Origin of the sequence: Cryptosporangium aurantiacum (genome assembly GCF_900143005.1) — a bacterium.
GTDB classification, from domain to species: Bacteria; Actinomycetota; Actinomycetes; order Mycobacteriales; family Cryptosporangiaceae; genus Cryptosporangium; species Cryptosporangium aurantiacum.
In genome coordinates this window covers 19382-41340 of record NZ_FRCS01000033.1, presented here as the reverse complement: position 1 = coordinate 41340, position 21959 = coordinate 19382, and the positions used below count along the sequence as shown (strand labels likewise).

16 protein-coding genes are annotated in these 21959 nt (G+C 73.4%); 8 read left to right on the top strand and 8 right to left on the bottom strand.

The window, feature by feature from the left end:
* The first annotated feature begins 54 nt into the window (after positions 1-54).
* Genes BUB75_RS43140 through BUB75_RS43130 form a run of 3 tightly spaced genes read left to right on the top strand, consistent with a single transcriptional unit; the run spans position 55 to position 2473 of the window.
* Entirely contained in the window at positions 55-936 is an 882-nt protein-coding gene (locus BUB75_RS43140; protein WP_073266543.1) for an NAD(P)H-binding protein, read from the top strand.
* Entirely contained in the window at positions 933-1682 is a 750-nt protein-coding gene (locus BUB75_RS43135; RefSeq protein ID WP_073266541.1) for an SDR family oxidoreductase, read from the top strand. Before BUB75_RS43140 ends, BUB75_RS43135 begins: the two co-directional genes overlap by 4 nt.
* Positions 1679-2473, top strand: a complete 795-nt coding sequence (locus BUB75_RS43130) for an SDR family oxidoreductase (protein WP_218618126.1) — start codon at positions 1679-1681, stop codon at positions 2471-2473. Before BUB75_RS43135 ends, BUB75_RS43130 begins: the two co-directional genes overlap by 4 nt.
* Here the strand turns inward: BUB75_RS43130 and BUB75_RS43125 are convergent.
* The 4 genes from BUB75_RS43125 to BUB75_RS43115 form a co-directional block, all read right to left on the bottom strand.
* A complete protein-coding gene (locus BUB75_RS43125) occupies positions 2470-2904 on the bottom strand; it encodes a hypothetical protein (protein ID WP_218618125.1) in 435 nt (144 codons plus the stop codon). The two genes, BUB75_RS43130 and BUB75_RS43125, sit on opposite strands and share 4 nt — an antisense overlap.
* Positions 2905-2941: 37 nt before the next feature.
* Entirely contained in the window at positions 2942-3082 is a 141-nt protein-coding gene (locus tag BUB75_RS46880) for a hypothetical protein (protein WP_178380132.1), read from the bottom strand.
* A gap of 103 nt (positions 3083-3185) precedes the next feature.
* Positions 3186-3542 (bottom strand): PadR family transcriptional regulator, encoded by a 357-nt coding sequence (locus tag BUB75_RS43120; RefSeq protein ID WP_073266536.1) that lies wholly within the window; start codon positions 3540-3542, stop codon positions 3186-3188.
* Between the two features lie 34 nt (positions 3543-3576).
* The gene (locus tag BUB75_RS43115; RefSeq protein WP_143175800.1) at positions 3577-6093 is read right to left on the bottom strand and encodes an ATP-binding protein; all 2517 of its coding nucleotides are present in this window, start codon (positions 6091-6093) and stop codon (positions 3577-3579) included.
* A gap of 274 nt (positions 6094-6367) precedes the next feature.
* Here BUB75_RS43115 and BUB75_RS43105 point away from each other — a divergent pair, with 274 nt between their 5' ends.
* The 4 genes from BUB75_RS43105 to BUB75_RS43090 all read left to right on the top strand — a co-directional run bounded on the left by BUB75_RS43105 (position 6368) and on the right by BUB75_RS43090 (position 16763).
* The gene (locus tag BUB75_RS43105) at positions 6368-11830 is read left to right on the top strand and encodes an ATP-binding protein (RefSeq protein WP_073266534.1); all 5463 of its coding nucleotides are present in this window, start codon (positions 6368-6370) and stop codon (positions 11828-11830) included.
* Between the two features lie 191 nt (positions 11831-12021).
* Positions 12022-13038: a methyltransferase gene (locus BUB75_RS43100; RefSeq protein ID WP_073266575.1), complete on the top strand. Its 1017-nt coding sequence runs from the start codon at positions 12022-12024 to the stop codon at positions 13036-13038.
* 97 nt (positions 13039-13135) lie between these two features.
* Positions 13136-15178: an ATP-binding protein gene (locus BUB75_RS43095; protein ID WP_073266532.1), complete on the top strand. Its 2043-nt coding sequence runs from the start codon at positions 13136-13138 to the stop codon at positions 15176-15178.
* Complete coding sequence (locus tag BUB75_RS43090) at positions 15168-16763, top strand: ATP-binding protein (protein WP_073266530.1); 1596 nt, start codon at positions 15168-15170, stop codon at positions 16761-16763. Before BUB75_RS43095 ends, BUB75_RS43090 begins: the two co-directional genes overlap by 11 nt.
* Before the next feature lie 10 nt (positions 16764-16773).
* Here BUB75_RS43090 and BUB75_RS43085 read toward each other — a convergent pair whose 3' ends face one another.
* Positions 16774-17268 carry a hypothetical protein gene (locus tag BUB75_RS43085; protein WP_073266528.1) on the bottom strand — a complete coding sequence of 165 codons (495 nt, stop codon included), beginning with the start codon at positions 17266-17268 and terminating at the stop codon, positions 16774-16776.
* 183 nt (positions 17269-17451) lie between these two features.
* On the opposite strand from BUB75_RS43085, the gene BUB75_RS43080 reads away from it, so the two are divergent.
* Entirely contained in the window at positions 17452-18069 is a 618-nt protein-coding gene (locus BUB75_RS43080) for a M23 family metallopeptidase (RefSeq protein ID WP_073266526.1), read from the top strand.
* A gap of 15 nt (positions 18070-18084) precedes the next feature.
* On the opposite strand, the gene BUB75_RS43075 is transcribed toward BUB75_RS43080, so the two are convergent.
* Genes BUB75_RS43075 through BUB75_RS43065 form a run of 3 tightly spaced genes read right to left on the bottom strand, consistent with a single transcriptional unit; the run spans position 18085 to position 21814 of the window.
* On the bottom strand, positions 18085-19371 hold the full coding sequence (locus BUB75_RS43075; RefSeq protein ID WP_073266573.1) for a vWA domain-containing protein: 1287 nt from the start codon (positions 19369-19371) through the stop codon (positions 18085-18087).
* A gap of 5 nt (positions 19372-19376) precedes the next feature.
* Complete coding sequence (locus BUB75_RS43070) at positions 19377-20543, bottom strand: AAA family ATPase (RefSeq protein ID WP_073266524.1); 1167 nt, start codon at positions 20541-20543, stop codon at positions 19377-19379.
* On the bottom strand, positions 20540-21814 hold the full coding sequence (locus BUB75_RS43065) for a hypothetical protein (RefSeq protein WP_073266522.1): 1275 nt from the start codon (positions 21812-21814) through the stop codon (positions 20540-20542). The genes BUB75_RS43070 and BUB75_RS43065 overlap by 4 nt, the downstream gene beginning before the upstream one ends.
* Positions 21815-21959: the final 145 nt, after the last annotated feature.

The following is a 21959-nucleotide window of genomic DNA, read 5'->3' as shown; positions in this document are numbered from 1 at the left end:
ATCAGCCACCTACGTTCGCAAAGGAGAAACGCCGAGACCAGAGTGGAGACTCGCATGACCTCACCCGTGCTCGTCACCGGCGCTACCGGGAAGACCGGTCGGCGCGTGGTGGCGCAGCTCGTCGCCCGAGGCGTTCCGGTCCGGGCGGGCGTCCGGGGCGGCAGCGCTCCGGACGGCGCCGAACCGGTGCGCTTCGAGTGGCGCAACGTCCACACCTACCGACCCGCACTGGCCGGCATCCGTGGCCTCTACCTGGTGCTGCCGCCGTTCGTCGTGGATCCCACCGGCTACGTCGGCACGCTGCTGCGGGTGGCCGCAGCGGCCGGGGTGCGGCGGATCGTGCTGCTCACCGCGCTCGGCGTCGACCGTGGAGACGCCACCGCCCCGATGCGGCGCGTCGAGTGGATGGTCGAGGAGAGCAGCATCCCGAACACGATCCTCCGCCCGGCCCCGCTCATGGAGAACTTCTCCGAGCCGCACTGGGACGGGGCACGCCTGGCCATCGCCGAACGCGACGAGTTCGTCCTGCCCGGCGGCTCCGCCCGGGTCGGGTACGTGTCGGCCGACGACGTCGCCACGGTGGCGGCCGCCGCGCTCACCGAGGACGGCCACGCCGGGAAGGGCTATTCGCTCACCGGACCCGAGGCGTTGACGCCGCCTGAGATCGCGCAGGTGATCAGCCGGGCCGTCGGCCGGCCGGTCCACCACGCCGAGGCCGACCCCGACGGCGTCCGGTCGTTGCTCCGCGCCGCCGGTGCGCCCGAGGACTACGCGCACCACCAGGCGACCGGCGGCCTGACGGTGCTGACCGGCGAGGTCACGTCGGTGACCGGACGGCAGCCGACGTCGTTCGCCGCGTTCGCGCGGGCTGCCGCCGAGCGCGGCGCCTGGCGCGCCGTGTCCACGTCGTCCGCCGGCCGAGGGGACGCGGAATGACCGCACCGACGTCCCGGCCGGTCGCGCTGATCACCGGAGGGACGTCCGGTATCGGCCTGGCCACCGCGTCCCTGCTGGCCAAGAGCCACACGGTGGTGGTGACCGGCCGGAACCCGCGCTCGCTGGCCGCTGCGATCCGTGCCCTACCCGACGACGCGATCGTGCTGAGCGCCGATGCCGGGTCCCTCGCGGACGCCGACAGCGTCGTGAACGTCGTGACCCGTCAGCTCGGCCGCGTCGACGTGGTGTTCCTCAACGCCGGGATTGGTGTGATGCGGCCGATCGACGCGGTGGACGAGGCCCTCTACGACGAACATTTCGCGGTCAACGTCAAGGGGCAGTACTTCCTGCTGCAGAAGCTCCTGCCGCTGCTGGGCGCCGGGAGTTCGGTCGTGTTCAACGCCGCGCTCGGCGCGTTCCGGCCGGTGCCGAACTGGTCGGTATACAGCGCCACGAAGGGCGCGCTGCTGTCGATCATGCGCGCGCTCTCGGTCGAGCTGGCCGGCCGCGGAATTCGCGTCAACGCGGTCTCGCCGGGGCCGATCGAGACCCCGGCGATGACGAAGCTCGGCCTGACCGACGACGCGTTGGCCGGGTGGCGGGCCGAGACCCAGCGGTACGTGCCGCTCGGGCGGGTCGGTGCCGCGGACGAGGTCGCGCAGGTCGTCGCGTTCCTCGCCTCACCGGCGGCGTCGTTCGTCACCGGCGCCGAGATCGCCGTCGACGGCGGGATGCGTGTCGCGTGACGCCGCCGTTCATCGTCAACCGGAAGGAGCACAGCGAGATGGGTTCGAACTCGTCCCCGGCGGCGTTGATCACCGGTGGCACCTCGGGCATCGGGATGGCGACCGCGCGGCTCCTGCACACCCGGGGCTACCGGGTCGTGGTGACCGGCCGGAATCCGCGGACGCTGGAGGCCGCCCGCCGCGCGCTGCCGGACGGCGTCACCGTGTTCTCGGCCGACGCCGCGTCGCTGACCGACGCCGCGCGGGTCGCGGCCCACGTCCGGGACCATGTCGGCACGCTCCGGCTGGTACTGCTCAACGCCGCCCTCGAACAGGCGGCGCTGTTCGAGGAGGTCGGCGAGGTGAGCTTCGACGCGCACTTCGCGACCAACGTCAAAGGGCACTTCTTTCTCGTCCGCGAGCTGCTGCCGTCGCTCGCGCGCGGCAGCGCGGTGGTCTTCACCAGCTCGATCATCGCCGACAAGGCGATGCCGACGATGTCGGTCTACAGCGGAACGAAGGGTGCGCAGATCGCGCTCGCCCGGGCGCTGGCCGTGGAGCTCGCGCCCCGCGGCATCCGGGTCAACGTGGTGGCTCCCGGTCCGGTCGACACCCCGGCGCTGGAGAAGCTCGGGCTGCCCGCCGGCCAGTTGCAGGCGTTGAAGGACGACATCGTCGCGCAGGTGCCGCTCGGGCGGTTCGCGACGCCCGAGGAGATCGCCGGTGCGGTGGCGTTCCTCGGGTCGCCGGACGCCACGTTCGTCACCGGCGCGACGCTCGTGGTCGGCGGCGGCTTCGGAGTAGCCAGTTAGCCGGTGACCAGGGCCACGCCGGCGACCAGCAGCGCGACCGCCTTCACCACCTCCAAGGCGACGTACCCGAGGTGCGCGCGGGAGCGCGGGCCCTCGGTGTCCCCGGCGAGGACCCGCGCGGTGCGCTTCGACAGCCACGGCCGCACCACGATCAGCTGCACGGCCAGCGCGGCCAGTGCGACCACCGACGCGACGGTGGCGGAGGCCCCGTACTCCGCCGCCGTCGCCACCGCGACGACGACCGCCGCGCCGAGCACGACCTCGGCGACGTTCAGCGCGCGGAACACCAGGCGGCCGATGCCCAGGCCGATCGGGACCGTCACACCCGGTGCCCGGAACTTCAGCGGCGCCTCGAGAAACGAAATTGCCAGAACCATGCCGAACCAGACGAACGTCGCCGCCACTCCGAGTGCGGCCATCGCAGAACCCATGGCCCGAGCATCCACCTTCGGTGGCTGACCCCGGTGATCACCCCTGAGGACGCCGGGCGCGGCGCCCGGAGAGCATCACCGCGAGCACCAGGACGCTGACCGCCAACACGACCGACAGCCCGGCCACCAGCGACGGCTCGACCCAGCGGGAACCGGGCGGACTCTGCAGGTTGACCACGAGGCTCCGCACATCGTCGGCCGCGAGCAGCGCCAGGGGAGGCCCCGGTACGCGGCGGGGTAGGCCCGCAGCAGGCGCCGGTAGCGGCGTTCCAGGACGGTGCTCACACCGCACCGCCGGTGGCCGGACGCGCGGCGGGGGACCAGCCGCGGGTGCGCAGCCGGGTCGACGCCGCCTCGACGTTGCGCTGCAGCCGTTCGGTCTCCGCCGCGAGCGCCTCGACGCCCGGCGTCGTCAGCCGGTAGTAGCGGCGCAGCCGTCCGTCCACGACCTCCTCGTGGTCGGCCTCGACCAGGCGGTCGTCGACGAGCCGGTCGAGCGCGCCGTACAGGGTGCCGGGCCGGAGCGTGACCCGGCCGTCGGACAACTCGGAGACCTCGGTGATCAGCCCGTAGCCGTGCAGCGGCCGGAGGGCGAGCGCGGTCAGGATCAGGAACGTGGGTTCGCGAAGCGGCGGCATGTCTCGCAATATATCGGAGGCAAAGATATGACGTCTAGGATTGCATTGACTTGAGCGGGAGACGGACGGACACCGTGGTGCCGCCGGACGGTGGTGCGGTGACGGTGATCGTGCCGCCGTGGGCCTCGGTCAGCGCCCTGGTGATGCTCAAGCCCAGGCCGGTGCCGGGGATCCCGCGGTGACGGGCGGTGCTGGCCCGGTAGAACCGGCGGAAGAGCTGGTGCAGCTCCTCGCTGGGAATGCCGATCCCCTCGTCGCGGACCGTGAACTCGGCGGCCCCCGCGTCGCCGGCCAGACCTACGTAGACGTTGCCGCCGTCCGGGCTGTACTTGACGGCGTTGGTCAGCAGGTTGTCGGCGATCTGCCGGAGCCGGTGCGGGTCGCCGGTGAGCGGCAGGTGGTCCGGCAGGTCCGTGCGGAGCGTCACCGCGTTGTTCGCGGCGGCCGGTGAGACGGCGGTCAGCGAGTCGGTGATCACCGTGACTAGATCCAGCGGCTCCGGGTGGATCGTGAGCGACCCGGACTCCAGCGCGGTCAGGTCCAGCAGGTCGTCAATGATCGCGCGGAGAACCCCGGTGTTGCGGGTGATCACGTCCAGCAGTTGACGGTCGGACTCCGGCCACGCGTCGGCGCCGCCCGCGAGGAGCTCGGCGTAACTGGCGATCGACGTGAGCGGCGTTCGCATCTCGTGGCCGACCAGCGCGAGGAAGTCGTCCTTGGTGCGGGCCAGCTCCAGCGCCAGGTCGTCGGCGCGGCGGCGCTCGATGAAGTGCCCGACCTGGGCGGCGATGCCGGTGAGCAGGTCGATCAGCGACTCCGCGTCCTCCTCCCGGTGGTTGGCGTTGCACGTCAGGACGCCGATCGTGGTCCGCCCGCTGTTGACCGGTATCACGAGCGCCGCGCGCAGCCCCGCGGCGGCGGCGCTGCGCAACCGCGCCCTGACGTCCGGGGTGACGGGCACCGGCGGGTTGAGGAGGTCCGGGATCCACAGCGGCCGCCCGGTTTCCCAGACCAGGCCGGTGAACCCCCAGCCGCGCGCGATCTCCTGCGGAAGGAATTCGTCCATGTCCAGCCCCGGGCGGGTCCAGCGCCCGGCCGAACGCAGGATGTCGGCCACCTCGTCGACCAGCCAGAGCTGGACGTGCGGCCAGCCCAGCGCACCGGCGACGGCGGCGGTCAGGGCCGGCCCGACGTCCTGCGCCGAGGTGGCCACCGCCAGCGCCTGGGCCACCCGTAGCTCGCACTCGCGGAACCGTTCCGCGCGGCGTCGGTCGGTGACGTCCTGGAGCACCACCACCGCGCCGAGCCGCAGGCCGTCCTCGGCCTCGACCGGCCGGGCGTTGGCCTCGAGGTAACGCGGCTGGCCCTCCGGAAGCCGCACCATGACCTGCGCGCCGGTCACGGTCTCGCCCTCCAGGGCGCGGAGCAGCGGCGTGTCCGGTATCTGCATCCGGCGCCCGTCGGGGTGGAACAGGTTCTCGATCTCCGTTCCCTTGGCGGTCCGGAGGTCGATGGGTTCCTTGTCCGGCGGGACGCCGTGGATCTCCCGGAGCGCGCGGTTGACGAGCAGCAACCGGCCGTCCTGGTCGCAGGCGGCCACCCCGGCCTGCATGCTCTCGACCAGCGCGGCGCTGAACCGGCCCTCCCTCGCGGCGTGCCGCTCGGCGTCGACCTGCGCGGTGGCGTCGGTGGCGAACGTACAGACCAGGGCACCGGCGGGGCTCTGGACGACCATCAAGCGCAGCCGCACCGGGAACCGCCGGCCGGAGCGGTGCCGGACGCTGACCAGCCGGGGCGCGCGCCAGGCGTCGGGATCGCTCAGGATCACCGGCAGCATCTCGGTCGCGGTCCGTCCCTCGTACAGCGGTGGCCCGAGGTCGTCCACGTGGCGGCCGTGCGTCTCCTCCGCGGTCCAGCCGAACATCTCCTCGGCCGCGTGGTTCCATCCGACGACGAACCCCGAGCCGGTGCACGCCACGAACGCCTCGAGGATGCCGTCGAGTACGGACGCGCTCTCCAGCGCCGCCAGCGCGGTCGTCGCCGCACCGACCTCGTCCAGCGGGAGCGGCCCGAGCAGGTGGGCGATCTCGATGAGTGTCGAGAGCTGACCGTCCGACCACTCCCGGGCCGCGACGTCCAGCACGCACAGCGCACCGACGGGGGTGTCGGTGGCGTCGCGCAGCGGCACCGCCAGTAGCGCGCGCGCTCCGCTGGCGGTGAGGAGCGGGTGGTCGCAGAGGGCGGTGTCGGCCCGGAGGTCCGGACACCGGATCGGGTGGTCGGCGGCGAGGACCACCCCGGTCATCGTGGTTCCCCGGAACGCGGTGGTGTCCGGAGAGACGGCCGCGGGCAGGCCGTGGGTCAGCAGGACGTATTCCTCGTCGCGCTCGGTCGCCAGCGTCATCATCGCCATCGGCGCGTCCATCAGCACGGCGGCGAGTCGCAGCAGGGCGTCGATCGGCATGGGGAGTACCGGCGACAAGCGGCGTGCCCAGGTGACCGCCGAGATCCGTCTGGCCAGTTCACTCCCGGTGACCTCGTCTACCGCCACGGAACGCTCCAATGCCGGGATCGCCCACGAGCGCAATCATCCAATACTAGCCAATATATCCCTTATGGGTGGTTGGCGGCTGCCTATCCGCCGAGTCGGTGCTGAGCCTGGTCGGCCGTGAACTTTTGGAGGATTCCTACAACACAACCCGGTCGGCATGCGTAGTCCAGAACCTTGGTGCTCCGGTCCGAATCGAGCAAGGTAGAGGTCAGATACGCGCGACGCCCGAGCTCGGACGTCGCGCGACGCGTATGGCCAATGGGAGGCGCAGCCGGTGTTCAGTCGTGTCGCGATCGTCAACCGTGGAGAGGCCGCGATGCGGCTGATCCACGCCGTCCGGGACCTGTCGGCCGAGACCGGGGTGCGGATCGAGACGGTCGCGCTCTACACCGACGCCGACCGCACCGCGACGTTCGTGCGCGAGGCGGACCTGGCCTACCCGCTGGGCCCCGCGTCGGCGCGCCCGTACCTCGACCACGCGGTCCTGGAGAAGGCGCTGGTCGAGACCGGTGCCGACGCGGCCTGGGTGGGCTGGGGCTTCGTCGCGGAGGACCCGGCGTTCGCACAGCTGTGCGAGCGGATCGGCGTCACGTTCGTCGGGCCCAGCGCCGAGGCGATGCGCACGCTCGGTGACAAGATCGGTGCCAAGCTGCTCGCCGAGAAGGTCGGCGTCCCGGTCGCGCCGTGGAGCCGCGGTGAGGTCGCGACGCTGGAGGAGGCGCTGCGCGCCGGCGACGAGATCGGCTACCCGCTGATGCTCAAGGCGACCGCGGGCGGCGGCGGTCGCGGCATCCGCAAGGTCGCCTCCGGCGACGAACTGGCCGACGCCTACGAGCGCACCAGCCAGGAGGCGCTCCGCGCGTTCGGCTCCGGCGTGGTGTTCCTGGAGCGCCTGGTCACCGGCGCCCGGCACGTCGAGGTGCAGGTCATCGCCGACGGGCAGGGCACCGCGCTCGCGCTCGGCGTCCGGGACTGCTCGGTGCAGCGGCGCAACCAGAAGATCATCGAGGAGTCTGCGTCGCCAGTGCTGGACCCCGAGCAGACCGCCGAGCTCAAGGCGTCGGCCGAGCGGCTCGCGGTCGCGGTCGGCTACTGCGGCGCCTGCACGGTGGAGTTCCTCTACCACCCCGGCGAGAAGCTGTTCGCGTTCCTCGAGGTCAACACCCGGCTGCAGGTCGAGCACCCGATCACCGAGATCACGACCGGCACGGACCTGGTCCGGCTGCAGCTGCACGTGGCGGGCGGTGGTTCGCTGGACGACGTCCGGCCCGCCGAGGTCGGCCACGCGGTCGAGGCGCGGCTCAACGCCGAGGACCCCGACCGGGACTTCGCACCCGCGCCGGGGCGGATCGCGCGCCTGGTGCTCCCCACCGGCCCCGGCATCCGGGTGGACACCGGCGTCAGCGAGGGCGACACGATCCCGGCCGACTTCGACTCGATGATCGCCAAGATCATCGCGTACGGACGCGACCGCGAGCAGGCGCTGGGCCGGCTGCGCCGCGCGATGGCCGACACGACCGTGATCATCGAGGGCGGCGCGACGAACAAGAGCTTCGTGCTCGACCTGCTCGACCAGCCCGAGGTGATCGACGCGACCGCCGACACCGGCTGGATCGACCGGGTCCGCGCGGAAGGACGCCTGGTCAGCCACCGGCACTCTGCGCTCGCGCTGGCCGCGGCAGCAATCGAGGCCTACCGGGAGCAGGAGGCGGTCAGCCGCCAGCAGCTGCTGGCCACCGCCCACGGCGGACGGCCCCAGGTGCAGCACGACGCGGGCCGCCCGCTGGATCTCAAGCTGCGCGGCGTCGGCTACCGGGTGACCGTGGCCCGGCTCGGCGAGGCCCGCTTCCGGGTCGCGTTCGACGGCGGTGACGCCGCGGTCGACGTCGAAGTGGAGCGGTTCGACGCCCACAGCGGTCAGATCCTCGTCAACGGCCGCCGGTTCCGGCTGGTCTCGGCCACGCACGGGCCGATCCACCTGGTCGAGGTCGACGGCGTCACGCACCGGATCAGCCGCGACGAGGGCGGCGTGGTCCGATCCCCGGCTCCCGCGCTGGTCGTGGCCACGCCGGTGTCCGTCGGTGACGAGGTCGCGTCCGGCGCGCCGATCCTCGTCCTGGAGAGCATGAAGATGGAGACCGTGCTGCGCGCGCCGTTCCGCGCCCGCGTCCGGGAGTGCCCGGTCTCGGTCGGCAGCCAGGTCGGGACCGGATCGCCGCTGCTGCGGCTGGAGCCGCTGGCCGACGGCGACGTCGCGGAGGCCGAGGCGGAGACCGGGACGGTCGAGCTCGACCTGCCCGCGAGCGCCGCGGCGCTCGCGCCGGCCGACCGCGTCGCGCGCGGCCTGCACGACCTGCGCGGCCTGCTGCTCGGCTTCGACGTCGACCCCAACGACCCCAAGCGGACGCTGTCGGAGTACCTGTCCGCTCGCGCCGAGGACGACGACCGGCCGCTCCCGGGCGAACTGGACCTGCTCACGGTGTTCGCCGACCTCTCCGAGCTCAGCCGCAACAAGCCGCGCGGCGAGCTGGACGTCGAGCCCGGTAGCCCGGTGCACAGCCCGCGCGAGTTCTTCCACAGCTACCTGCAGAGCCTGGACCTCGAGCGCGCCGGCGTCACCGAGAGCTTCCAGGCCAAGCTGACCAAGGCGCTCGCCCACTACGGCATCACCGACCTCGACCGGACGCCCGAACTGGAGTCCGCGGTCTTCCGGATCTTCCTGGCCCAGCAGCGGACCAGCAGCGACGTCGCGATCGTCACCGAGCTGCTGCGCCGGTGGCTGGCCGGACCGCCGCCGGTCGAGGCACTGCGCGAGCGCGCCGGGCTCGTCCTCGAGCACCTGATCGAGGCGACGCAGGTGCGGTACCCGGCGGTGTCCGACCTGGCCCGCGGTGTGGTCTTCCGCTGGTTCGCGCAGCCGATGCTGCGCCGCAACCGCGCCGAGGCCTACGCGGCGGTGCGCGACGACCTGCGGTACCTCGACCACCACCCGGACGCCCCGGACCGCGCCGAGCGGATCCAGGCGATGGTGGCCTGCGCCGAGCCGCTGGTCCGGCTGATCGGCCAGCGCATCGGCAGGCCGGGGCGGGACCACGCGCCGCTGCTGGAGGTGCTGACCCGCCGGTACTACGGCAACCGTGGGCTGAACGGCATCACCGCGCTCGACGCCGACGGCTGCCGGTTCGTGACCGCCGCGCGCACCGACCCGAACGGCGTCACCCGCGTGGTCGCCACCGCGGTCGACGTCGCCCACCTCTCGGCCGCGATCGGCGCGGTCCGGACGCTCGCCGCCGACGTGCCCCCGTACGGGCTGGTCGCCGACGCGTATCTGACGTGGGACGACGAGCAGCCGGACGTGGACGAGATGGCGGAGCGGCTCGGACGGTTCCTCGCCGAGCAGCCGCTGCCGGTCGGCGTCCGCCGGATCACGATCACGGTGGCCGGCACCCGCATGCACCACCACTTCACGTTCCGCCCCGGCGAGGTCGGCTTCGCCGAGGACCGGCTGATCCGCGGGCTGCACCCGCAGGTCGCCCAGCGCCTGCAGCTGCACCGGCTCCGGGAGTTCGACCTGACCCGTCTGCCCTCGGCGGACGAGGAGATCTACCTGTTCAAGGCCGTCGCTCGCAGCAACCCGGCGGACGAGCGGCTGATCGCGATGGGCCAGGTCCGCGACCTGACGCCGCTGCGCGAGGCGGACGGCCGGCTGGTCGCGCTGCCCGCCGTCGAGGACGCGGTCACCGCAGGCCTGGACGCGATCCGCACGGTGCAGGCGCAGCGGCGTGAGAACAAGCGCTTCGACACCAACCGCATCATGCTCTACGTCTGGCCGCCGACCGAGCTGTCCACCGACGAGCTGGAGGCGCTGGTCCAGCGCGTCCTGCCGACGACGACCGGCGCGGGCCTCGAAGAGGTGCAGTTCGTCGGCCGGGAACGCACCTCCGCCGGCGACTTGGCCGAGGTCTCGGTACGGATCGGCCTGCACCCGGGCGGCGGCGTCCGCCTGGAGATCGGCGAGCCGCCCACCGAGCCGCTGCGGCCGCTGGACGACTACCGGCAGAAGGTGCTGCGCGCCGCCCGGCGCGGAACCGTCTATCCGTACGAGCTGACCAGCCTGCTCGGTCACTTCGTCGAGCACGACCTGAACGAGGACGGCCTGCTCGTTCCGGTCGACCGCCCGAAGGGCAAGAACACCGCGGCGATCGTCGCCGGTGTCGTCACGACGCCGACCGAGCGGCACCCCGAGGGCGTCACCCGGGTGGTCCTGCTCGGCGACCCGACGAAGGCGCTCGGCGCGCTGTCGGAGCCGGAGTGCGCCCGGGTGATCGCCGCGCTCGACCTCGCCGAGCGCCTGCGGGTGCCGCTGGAGTGGTTCGCGCTGTCCGCCGGTGCGCGGATCTCGATGACCTCGGGCACCGAGAACATGGACTGGGTCGCGGCCGCGCTCAAGCGGATCGTCGAATTCACCCAGGACGGCGGCGAGATCAACATCGTCGTCGCCGGGATCACGGTCGGCGCCCAGCCGTATTGGAACGCCGAGGCGACGATGCTCATGCACACCAAGGGCATCCTCGTGATGACGCCGGACTCGGCGATGGTGCTCACCGGCAAGCAGTCGCTGGACTTCTCCGGGGGCGTCTCCGCCGAGGACAACTTCGGCATCGGCGGCTACGACCGGGTGATGGGCCCGAACGGCCAGGCGCAGTACTGGGCTCCGAACCTGCCCGCCGCCCGGGACGTCCTGATGAAGCACTACGACCACACGTACGTCGTCCCGGGGGAGAAGGGGCCGCGGCAGGCGAGCACCGTCGACCCGGCCGACCGCGACGTCTCCGACTTCCCGCACGCGATCGTCGGCAGCGACTTCACGACGGTCGGCGAGATCTTCTCGGCCGCGCACAACCCGGACCGGAAGAAGCCGTTCGACATCCGCACGGTGATGCGCGCGGTCTCCGACCAGGACCACCCGGTGCTGGAGCGGTGGGCCGGGATGGCCGACGCGGAGACGTCAGCGGTGCAGGACGCGCACATCGGCGGCCATCCGGTCTGCCTGATCGGCATCGAGTCCCGGTCGGTCCCGCGGCGGGGCTTCCCGCCCACCGACGGCCCGGACACCTACACCGCGGGCACGCTGTTCCCGCGGTCGTCGAAGAAGACCGCGCGGGCGATCAACGCCGCGTCCGGCAACCGGCCGGTGGTCGTGCTCGCGAACCTGTCCGGGTTCGACGGGTCGCCGGAGTCGATGCGCAAGCTCCAGCTGGAGTACGGCGCGGAGATCGGGCGGGCGATCGTCAACTTCGACGGGCCGATCGTGTTCTGCGTGATCTCGCGTTACCACGGCGGCGCGTTCGTGGTGTTCTCCAAGGCCTTGAACCCGAACATGACCGTGCTGGCGCTGGAGGGCTCGTTCGCCTCGGTGCTCGGCGGCGCCCCGGCCGCGGCCGTGGTGTTCTCCGGCGAGGTGAACAACCGCACCGCGACCGACCCGCGGGTGGCCGAGCTGCAGGCGCAGATCTCGGCGGCGGTCGGGGCCGAGCGGGCGGCGCTCAACGCGCGGCTCGCCGAGGTGCAGGCCGGCGTGCGGGCGGAGAAGCTCGGTGAGGTCGCGGCCGAGTTCGACCGGGTGCACAGCATCCAGCGGGCCGTGGATGTCGGCTCGGTGGACGCGATCATCAGCGCGGCCGAGCTGCGGCCGCGGATCATCGAGGCGATCGAGCGGGGCCTGGCCGCGCGCTGACCGTACCGACCGCGGGTCCGCCGGGCCGGGTCTGCCGGGCGGCGGGTCTGCCGGGCTGCGGGTCTGCCGGGTCGGGTCTGCCGGGCGGCGGGTCTGCCGGGTCGGGTCTGCCGGGCTGCGGGTCTGCCGGGCGGTGGATCTGCGGCCCGGATTCCGCCTGCGCGGGCCCGCGCAGGCGGACAATGGCCGCCATGGACCGCAGCGCCGCGGAGTTGCAGCTGGCCCGTCTGATGGACGGGTACCTGACGACGCAGCTGCTGTTCGTGGCGGCCGAGCTGGGCCTCGCGGACGCGCTCGCCGACGGGCCCCGCACCGCTGACGACCTCGCGGGACAGGTGGGCGCGAACCCGGGGGCGCTGGCCAGGGTGCTGCGTGGGCTCGCGGTCGAGGGAGTGGTCACCGAGGACGGCGAGGGCGGTTTCGCGCTCACCGACCTCGGGGCCCTGCTGCGCGAGGGCCCGGGTTCGCTGCGGGGCCCGGCCGTCGTCCGGGGCGGGCTGTACTTCCGGGCCGTCGCGGGCCTGCTGGACGCCGTCCGATCCGGAGGGACCGCGTTCGAGCACGCCTACGGCGCACGCTTCTTCGACCACCTGGACCGTCACCCCGCCGACGGGTCGGCGTTCCAGGACTCGATGGCCGGGCGCGCGGTGCGCGAGGCCGACCACGTCGTCGCCGCGTACGACTTCGCGGGCGTGCGCCGGCTGGTCGACGTCGGCGGCGGACGCGGCATCGTGCTGGCCGCCGTCCTCGGCGCCGCGCCGCACGTCACCGCGGTGCTGTTCGACCGGCCCGCGGTGGCCGAGCAGGCGCGGGAGCGGCTGACCGCCACCGGCCTGGCCGAGCGGTGCCGGTTCGAGGGCGGGGACTTCTTCACGGCGGTGCCGTCCGGTGCGGACACGTACCTGCTCTCCCGCGTCCTGCACGACTGGGACGACGAGCACGCCGTCCGGATCCTCACCACGTGCCGCCGGTCGGTTCCGGACGACGGCCGGCTGCTCGTCGTCGACATCGTTCTTCCGCGGTTCGCGCGGGAGCAGCCCGCCGCGATCCGGATGGACCTGCACATGCTGATGCTGCTCGGCGCGCGGGAACGGACCGCCGCCGAGTTCGAGCTGCTGCTGGCCCGCGCCGGCTGGCACCTGCGACGTGTCGTCGCGACCGGCGCGGCCGACGGCCTGAGCGTGCTGGAAGCAAAACCGGCTCGCTGACCGTCGACCGGCTCGGCCGGGCCGGGAATCCTCACAACGCCGCCCGCGTGGTCGATGAAACAGGACACGCCAGTAGCTCCGTAGGCGAAGGACGGTCGTGACACTGCCTCGTGCGGTTGGGCGCACGTTCGGGTTCGCCGCGGCGTACCTGGCCGCGGCCTACCTCGGCCGGCTGGCGGTGATGGACGACGCCGACCTGAGCCTGGTGTCGCCCGCCACCGGCGTGGCCGCGGTCTGGTTCGTCCTCCGCGGCCCGACGCACCGGTGGGTGGACGGGACCACGCTGGCCCTGGCCGTGCTCGTCGTCAACCTCGCCACCGGCAGCTCGCCCCTGCTCGCGGTGTTCCTCGTCGTCGCCAACCTGGTGCAGGCGGTCGTGTTCGCGGCCCTGCTCCGGCGTCGGCTGCCCGACCGCTGGGCGCCCGGGAGCGAACCACCGCTGACCCGTCTCGGCGATCTCTGGACCCTCGTGGCGGCGGCCGTTCTCAGCACGGCCTGCGGCACGCTGATCGGCCCGACCGGCGTCTGGATCGTCGAGGGCGAGTACTCCTGGCCGGTCACCGCCGTCTGGGTGACCCGCAACGTCGTCAGCGTGCTGGTGATCAGCAGCGTCGCGTTCCGGGTGCTTCCGCTCCTCGACCGCCGCGGCCGGTCGCGGACCTGGGCGGGGCGCGCCTGGTCCCGGCGGGCCGAGTACGCCGCGGTGGTCATCGTCTCGGTGGCCGCGTACGTCGTCGCGTTCGGGATCACGCACGGGCTGCCGCTCGCGTTTCCGCTGCTCGTCGTCACGGTCTGGGCCGGGCTGCGGCTGCCGACGCTGTTCGTCGCGGTCCATGGGCTGGCGTTCGGGTCGCTGACCGTCCTGTTCACGCTGCACGGCGACGGGCCGTTCGCCACGATCGCGTCGCACACCGTGCAGGTGCTGGTGGCGCAGGCGTTCGTCGGGATGGTGGCGATCGTCGGCCTGGTGCTGGCGCTCAGCCGCGACGAGCGGGTGCGGCTGCTGGCCGACCTGTGCAGTTCCGAACGGGCCGCGACCGAACAGGCTCGGCTACTGACCGCGATCGTCGACTGCATGTCCGAGGGGCTGACGGTCACCGACCCCGACGGACGGTTCCTGCTGCGCAACCCCGCGGCCGGCCGGCTGCTCGGTACGGTCCCGCACGGTCCGCCCGCGGGCCTGTTCCACCCGGACGGCACGCCGCTGGAACCCGACCAGCTGCCGTACCGGCGGGCGCTGGCGACCGGCCAGCGGCAGACGACCGACGTCGTCGTGCGCACCGACGCGGGCGTCGACGGGCGGGTGCTGCACGTGAGCGCCACTCCGATCCCGGGTGACCTCGACGGCCACCGGTACGTGGTGAGCATCTTCCACGACGTGACCGACGAGCGGCGTCACCGCGACGAGCTGGCGTCGTTCGCCGGGATCGTCGCCCACGACCTGCTCAACCCGCTCACCACCGTGCAGGGCTGGTCGGAGACCGTCGTCGAACTGCTCGCGGACGCACCCGAGCACCCGGCGGTCGCCGCGACCAGCGACGGAGTGACCCGGATCCGGCGCGCGGCCACCCGGATGCGCGCGCTCATCGACGACCTGCTGGCGTACACGCTCGCCCGGGACTCCGCGCTGGCGGCCACCGACGTCGACCTGCGAGAGGTGGTGTCGGACATCGTCGTCGCCCGGATCGATCAGGCCTACAGCGGTAACCGCCCCGCACCGCGGTTCGACCTCGGGGCGCTGGACCCGGTGCGCGGCGACCGGGTGCTGCTGCGTCAGCTGCTCGACAACTTGATCAGCAACGCGATCAAGTACACGGCGCCCGGCGTGACACCGGAGATCCGGATCGCGTCCACGCTGCTCGGCGACGGCGCGGTCTGCGTCGAGATCACCGACAACGGGATCGGGATCCCGGCGGGTCACCACGACAGCATCTTCGACAACTTCCACCGGGCCCACCGCTCCGCGCCGTACAGCGGCACGGGCTTGGGCCTGGGGATCTGCAAACGGATCGTGGAGCGGCACGGGGGAACGCTCACGGTCCGGGACAACCGCGACGGCCCCGGCTCCACGTTCGCGTTCACGCTCCCGGCCGCTCACGCGGCCGCCCGGAACCCGGTGGGAGGGGTCCATGCCCGGTGATCCAGGTTTGGTCAGCGCGGAACGGTTCCGCTGGCTGTTGGACGCGACGACGATGGCGATCGTCGGGGTCGACGGCACCGGCTCGATCGTCATGACCAACCGGCAAGCCGATCACCTGTTCGGGTACGCGCCGGACGCCCTGATCGGCCGCCCGATCGAGCTGCTCGTCCCGGAATCCGTCCAGCACGCCCACGTCGCCTACCGGGACCGGTACCTGCACGACCCGCGGACCCGGCCGATGGGCCACGGCCTCCGGCTGAGCGCCCGGCGCAGCGACGGCTCGGAGTTCCCGGCCGAGATCTCGCTGGCCGCGCTGGAGACCGGCGGCGGGATCCTGATCGCGGCCACGGTCCACGACATCACCGCCCGGGTCGCCGCCGAACGGGAACGCGAGCGCATGCAGGCCGAGCTGGACCGGGCGCGCCGCCTGGAGAGCATCGGGCAGCTCGCCGCGGGCATCGCCCACGACTTCAACAACACGCTCGGGATCATGCTCGGCCAGGTCGAGGTCCTGGAGGACGACGTCGAGGCGCTGCCGTCGCTCGACGACCCCGACGCGCGGGTGGCGCTGAGCGCGGGCCTGGCCCGGATCCGGGAAGCCGGGCAACGCGCCGCCCAGCTCACCCAGGGCCTGCTGGCGTTCGGGCAGCGGCAGGTCGTGCACGCCGAACCCGTGGAACTCGACGAGGTCGTTGCCGAGGCCACCCGCATGCTCAGCCACAGCCTCGGCGGGCGGGTGACGCTCCGGACCGACTTCGCGGCGCCCGGCGCCCGGGTGCTGGCCGACCGCGGCACGCTCGAACAGGTCCTGTTCAACCTGACCATCAACGCCAGGGACGCGCTGCCCGACGGCGGCACGATCACGGTCACCACGAGGGTCGTGCGGTTGATCGACGAGGAGGCGCGGTCGGCCGGCGTGTCGCCCGGCGTCTACCTGTGTCTGGAGGTGCGGGACACCGGCACCGGCATCCCGCCGGAGGTCGTCGAGCGGGCGTTCGAGCCGTTCTTCACGACCAAGCCCGAAGGGCAGGGCACCGGGCTCGGCCTCGCGACCGTGCACGGCACCGTGCAGCAGGCGGGCGGCACGGTCCGGCTGGCGTCCGAGATGGGGGTCGGGACGACCGTCCGGGTCCTGCTGCCCGCGCTGAAGGCTCGCCCGGCCGCGCCCGCCCACCCCGTCGCCCGGCCGGTGGACCGGGCGGGCCGCCGGACCGGCTACCGCGTCCTGGTCGTCGACGACGAGCCGGACCTGCGCGAACTCGCCGGGCTGCTGCTGCGGCGCGGCGGCTACCAGGTCGTGATCGCGACGTCCGGCGAGGACGCCGTGGAGCAGGCACGCGGCACCGACGTCGACGTGCTGCTCACCGACGTCTCGATGCCGGGTATGTCCGGGCCGGAGACCGCCGAGGCGGTCCGCGCGGTTCGTCCCGCGATCCAGGTCGTCTACATGTCCGGCTACGCCCGCGCCCTCGCGACCGCCGACGGGGTCGCGGAGGGCGTCGTGTTCATCGAGAAGCCGGTGACCAGGGCCGCGCTGCTCGAGCGGATCGACGGGGTGCTGGGCCTGGCGACCCCGCCCGGCTGAGGCCGGGGCGTCAGGAGGCGGCGAGCAGCCGGTTGGCCTCGATCGAGGTGCGCAGCTGACGCTCGTTCGCTTCCCGGCGCGCCACCGTCCAGCGGACGGTGACCGGCAGGTACAGCACAGTCAGCGCCAGCAGGACGACGCCGCTGGCCACCGTGCCCCGGTCGCCGTCGACGAGGCCGATCACCAGCGCGAGGGCGCCGAGCGTCGGAAAGAAGATCCGGCCGGCGATCCAGATCCACCGCGGGGGAGAGATCCAGAACCGGGCCCGGCCGTTCGACGCCGCGACCTCCTCGCCGAACCGGATCGCGGGCACCGCGAGCGCACGGTCGCTCACCGGGCGTCCGTGCCGGAGCGACTGCCGGATCTCCCGGCGATCCGCGGCGGACAGGACCGACCGGCGGTCGCCCCAGGCGCGCCGCTCCTGGCCGGACCGGATCGAGAAGTGCAGTACCGCACCGACGATGAGGCCGAGCAGCACCGGTATGAGGAACGGCGTGAACGACATCGAAACCTCCTGACGTGGGAAATTGTTGACGTCAGGGTCGCCCGCGGCAAACATCTGGACGCTTGCCGCGCCGACGGACACGGCGTCCGGCCGGTAACAGAGCGTCGCCAACGGAGCCGCTGCTCGGCCTCGCCGCCCGGGGGGCACACCGGGTACGTTGCCGACGCCTGCGATGCTCGGGCCGTGACGACCGCTCGGCCCGCCAGAATTCGCGTTGGTGTCGTCGGCGTCGTCGTCGGGCTCGGAGTACTCGCCGTGCTGATCGCGGCGGCCGTGATCGTCGTCCCGATCGTCCGGCCGCCCGGCCCCCGTCCGGCGTTCCAGCTGCCGGTGGCCTGCGGGGAGACCTGGCAACTCGGCACCTACCCCGGCCACGACGACTACGACGTCGACCTGTTCCCGACCAAGGGCAAGGCCTGGGGACGGCCGGTCCTCGCGTCCGCCGCGGGCACGGTCAGCACCGCCGGGATCAACGGGACGCTCGGCGGCCGGACACCGGAGAACCCGGACGGGCCGCGCGGACGCGGCGGCGGCTACTGGGTGACGATCGACCACGGCGGCAAGTGGGAGACCCAGTACCTGCACCTGCTCGAACCACCGCTGGTCCGCGAGGGTGACCGGGTCGAGCAGGGGCAGCAGATCGGGAAGGTGGGGAGCACCGGCAACTCCGGTGCGCCGCACCTGCACTACGAGCAGCGCCGGGGCTGGGAGAAGGTCGAGACCTGGTTCGACGGCGTCCCGTCCGGCATCACGACCGACGACCGCGAGTACACGACCAGGGCGAAGAGCAACAACTGCTAGCTCTCCCCGCCGCTGTCAACCGTCGGTGATCGACACGGTCTCGATCCATTCCGGAGGGCGGTTGCGGGTCCGTTCCTCCGGCGCCGGCCCGAACAGCCCGGCGACGACCCGGCACGGCGGAGGAGCCGCCGGCCACGGCGTGTGCCCGTCGGTCAGCACGACGACGACGTCCGGCCGCGGAGCGTCCGCGAGCGCGCGACGGATCCCGGACCGCATGTCGGTGCCGCCACCACCGCGCAGCGTGACCTGCTCGGCGGCGCACACGTTCTGGGCCGTCTGGGTCGTCGCGTCGCAGCTGTAGACCCGGATCCGGCCACCGCTCGCCCCGGCGGCCTTGATGATCCCGGTCGTCTCGGCCAGCGCCAGCCCCAGCTCCTCGTCGCTCACCGACCCGGACGTGTCGACGACGATCGCGACCGCCGGTGCGGGCGCGACCAGCCCGGGCAGCACCACGGTTCCGGCCAGCGCGGCACCCCGCCGTCCCGGACGTCGGAAGCTGTAGTCCGCCTGCCCGCCCACGTGGCGGAGCCCACCCCCGATCGCGGTCCGCAGCACCCGGCGCCAGTCCACCCGGGCCGGTCCGCCGCCGGTCGCCCACCGCCGCCAGCCCAGCGGCACCGAGCCCCGGCCGCGGCGGATCTGCTCGGCGACCCGGTGCCGCACCGCGGCCGCGGCCGCCCCGGACAGCGGGTCCGCACCGTCCGGCCCGAGCTCCCACGGCGCCGGGACGCCGTGCGCGCCCGAGCCGCACTCGGTCCACACCAGGCGACCGTGCAGCAGGGTGCGCGGCAGCCGCGCGGCGTACTCCTCGAACAGCAGCCCCTGCGGTAGCCGGAGTCGCTGCGGAGTCACCGCCCCGTCCGGCAGCCGGATGCCGTCGTCGGCGACCGAGTCGTCGTCGGTGATCAGGTCGTCGTTGATCTCGCAGTCCATCGCGAGGTTCAGCCGCAGCGCCTCCGCCGCGCGCCGGTCCCGAGCGGTCGGGTTCCCAGCCGTCGGGACCCCGGCCGTCGGGACCCCGGCCGTCGGGACCCCGGCCGTCGGGTTCGCGGCCAGCCGGTCGGCCCGGCCGTGGTGGTCGCGGAGCAGGTGGGACACCTCGTGGAGCCACACCCCCGCCAGTTCCTCGATCGGCGTCGCGGCGACGAACGCGGGCGCGGCGTAACAGCGCCACCACCGGTCCACGGCCATCGTGTGCACCGACGGATCGGCCACCACAGCCATCGCGTACAGCGCCGACGCCAGGTACGGGCGTGCGGTCGCGGCCCGGTGGCGGGCGGCGAGCAGCTTCGTCTCGTCCATCGCGCTCACGCCCGCGCCAGGACGTCGAGGACCGGCTGCAACCGGTCGAGCGTCTCGGGCAGCGGCCAGTCCGGGTCGCGGAGCGCGGCCAGCTCGGTCGCCGGCACCACCAGCGCGTCGGCCGGTGCGACCGTGGCGACGTGCGCGAGCACCGCCCACCCGGCGTCCCACCGTTCCCGCGTGCAGCGGCCCCGGACGGCCTCGACCGTTGCGGTGAGCGTGGCGTTGACGAGGTCGCCCCGGTGCGGTGGTGCGAATCCGGACGGATCGCGGAGCAGGTCCTCCGGGTCGGGCAGGTCGGCGCGGTCCAGGTAGGCCATCAGCTCCAGCCCGGCGCCGTCGCCCAGCGTCCCCCGCAGCAGGAGCGCGAGCGTGTCGTCGAGCGGACCGCCGTCGGCGGCGAACGTGAACGCCATCAGGCGCAGCGCCATGTCCCAGGTCCGGGGCGACGGCCACGCGCCACCCCGCGCCTCGGTGCGGGTCGGCAACCGGTGGGCGTAGTCGGGCCGCGCGGTGAGGAACCCGCAGACCACGGCCCTCGCGCGCCGGACAGCCGCCTCGAAAGCGTCCGCCCGCAGCGTCGGTGGCCGCAGGCGTGGCCATTCGCCGCCGAGCCCGCGCACGACGATCCGCGGGTCGTGCTGCCAGCTCAGGTGGACGAACCGGTTGGCCAGCGGCGCGGCCAGCTGCCACCCGCCCGCCGCGGTGTCCGGTGGGTTCGCGGCCGCGACGATCCGCACCCCGGGCGGCAGCGCCAGGCTGCCCACCCGCCGCTCCAGCACCACACGCAGCAACGCGGCCTGGACCGCGGGCGGCGCCGAGGACAACTCGTCGAGGAAGAGCAGGCCGCTGCCGGTGCGGTGCAGGCGGACGGCCCAGTCCGGCGGTGCCATCGGGACGCCGTTGCGGGCCGGGTCGGGCCCGACGATCGGGAGCCCGGAGAAGTCCGACGGCTCGTGCACGCTGGCGATCACGGTCTCCAGCCCGACGCCGAAGTCGCCGGCCAACTGTTCGATCGTGCTGGACTTACCGATCCCCGGCTGCCCCCACAGCAACACCGGGAGGTTCGCGGCGACGGCGAGGGCGAGCGCTTCGAGCGCGGGATCCCGGTCCGGGACCGTCGTCCGGGCGCGGGTGAGGTCGAGGAGGCGGTCGGCGAGCTGCAATGTCATCGGATCACCTGGTGGTGTCGGGCCCCCTTTCGAGGCGGGCGGATGGTGTGCGGTGGTGCGGGAACGAGCGGTGGCAGGCCCGCCAGGTGCAGCCGGTAGCGGAGGGTCGCCTCACGCAGCCGGGCGAACGGCTCCGGCGCGAGCGACTCGACGGTCACCGCCGCACCCAGCCGCGCGGTGACCACCGCCTGCGCGTCGGTGACCCGGCCGTGCTGCAGGTAGCGGTCGACGTCGCGGGCCGTCTCGACGTCGGCGGCACGCTCCTCGATCACCCGGAGGCAGCCGCCGAGCGGCCCGCCGAGCCGGGCCAGCGCGCGTTCGCGCGCGATCTGCTCCGGCGTGTGATCCGCCGCCTGCCACTGACCGTTTTCCAGGCGGACGCTATGAGCGCGGCCACCGCAGGACACGCGGAGTCGCGTCGGGACGGCCGTTTCGGCGTCGCGCCGCAGGTACCCGAGCCGCACCAACTCGTCCGCGACCGGCCGCGCCCACGCCGCCTCCGGCAACACCGGCAGCCCAGCCGCGCGCCCCGTGGGCAGGACGATCGCGGTGACCGTCGGGCCGTCCAGGCCGGACAGCACAACCGCGAGGCGGCGGCCGGGCAGGAACACGACCGTGTCGGCGCCGGGGTGGCAGCGCCGGGCCTCGGAGCGGAGGGCCGGCAGGTTCACCGGCACGGCGGCGAGCCGGTCGAGCGCCGCCTCCGGTCCGTCGATCGCGATGCCGGCCGCGGTCCACGCGGCCCGTACGTCACCGGCGTCCTGGAGGCGAGTGATGTCGTCCGGGTCGTGCCGCGCGGCAGGTGCCGCACCCCGGGTGTCCCAGTGGTGTCGGTGCCGGTCCAGGCGGTAGCGCGGATCGGCGTGCGGGCGCAGCGCCAGCTGGATGCGTTCGCCGGCCGCCAGCGCTTCCGGCGGTGTGAGCGCGACGAGCGTCGTCGGACCGTAGTCGGCGAGCGCGACGACGAGCCCGGCCCGCAGACACCCGGCCCCGTGGACCTGGCGGGGGAGGTGACGACGCAGCGCGTCCGGAGCGAGATGATGCAGGTCGTCGCACAGGTGGTCGCGGATCTCGCGCCCGAATGCGTGTCGAACCGTTCGAAGGTCGAACCGGACGTCGACCGCCGCGGCGCGGCACGCGCCGCGCCCGTCGCGGGCGGACCGTACGGCAGTGACGAGGGACTCCGGGACGCCGTACCGCAGGCCGATCGCCAGCGCGTGGGCGTGTTCCGGGGAGAGGGTCGCGGAGTGCTCCGCGCTGGGTGCGCTCATGCGCGGACCAGCGGAGCAACCTCCGTTCCCGGTGCGAAGGAAGTAGCCATCGGTCGGTCATGGTGACAGAGCCGCGCGCGCCTGTAAACCAGTGGTCGCTGCCGGTGCGGCTGAGGTACCGTCGTGGCCATGTACAGAGGCATGG

What these genes read in the sequence shown, in the direction of transcription:
- BUB75_RS43065 (WP_073266522.1), bottom strand. Translation starts at nt 21,814, where the DNA reads ATGAGCGCACCCAGCGCGGAGCACTCCGCGACCCTCTCCCCGGAACAC.
- BUB75_RS43135 (WP_073266541.1), top strand. Translation starts at nt 933, where the DNA reads ATGACCGCACCGACGTCCCGGCCGGTCGCGCTGATCACCGGAGGGACG.
- BUB75_RS43140 (WP_073266543.1), top strand. Translation starts at nt 55, where the DNA reads ATGACCTCACCCGTGCTCGTCACCGGCGCTACCGGGAAGACCGGTCGG.
- BUB75_RS43070 (WP_073266524.1), bottom strand. Translation starts at nt 20,543, where the DNA reads ATGACATTGCAGCTCGCCGACCGCCTCCTCGACCTCACCCGCGCCCGG.
- BUB75_RS43090 (WP_073266530.1), top strand. Translation starts at nt 15,168, where the DNA reads ATGCCCGGTGATCCAGGTTTGGTCAGCGCGGAACGGTTCCGCTGGCTG.
- BUB75_RS43100 (WP_073266575.1), top strand. Translation starts at nt 12,022, where the DNA reads ATGGACCGCAGCGCCGCGGAGTTGCAGCTGGCCCGTCTGATGGACGGG.
- BUB75_RS43125 (WP_218618125.1), bottom strand. Translation starts at nt 2,904, where the DNA reads ATGGGTTCTGCGATGGCCGCACTCGGAGTGGCGGCGACGTTCGTCTGG.
- BUB75_RS43075 (WP_073266573.1), bottom strand. Translation starts at nt 19,371, where the DNA reads ATGGACGAGACGAAGCTGCTCGCCGCCCGCCACCGGGCCGCGACCGCA.
- BUB75_RS43085 (WP_073266528.1), bottom strand. Translation starts at nt 17,268, where the DNA reads ATGTCGTTCACGCCGTTCCTCATACCGGTGCTGCTCGGCCTCATCGTC.
- BUB75_RS43120 (WP_073266536.1), bottom strand. Translation starts at nt 3,542, where the DNA reads ATGCCGCCGCTTCGCGAACCCACGTTCCTGATCCTGACCGCGCTCGCC.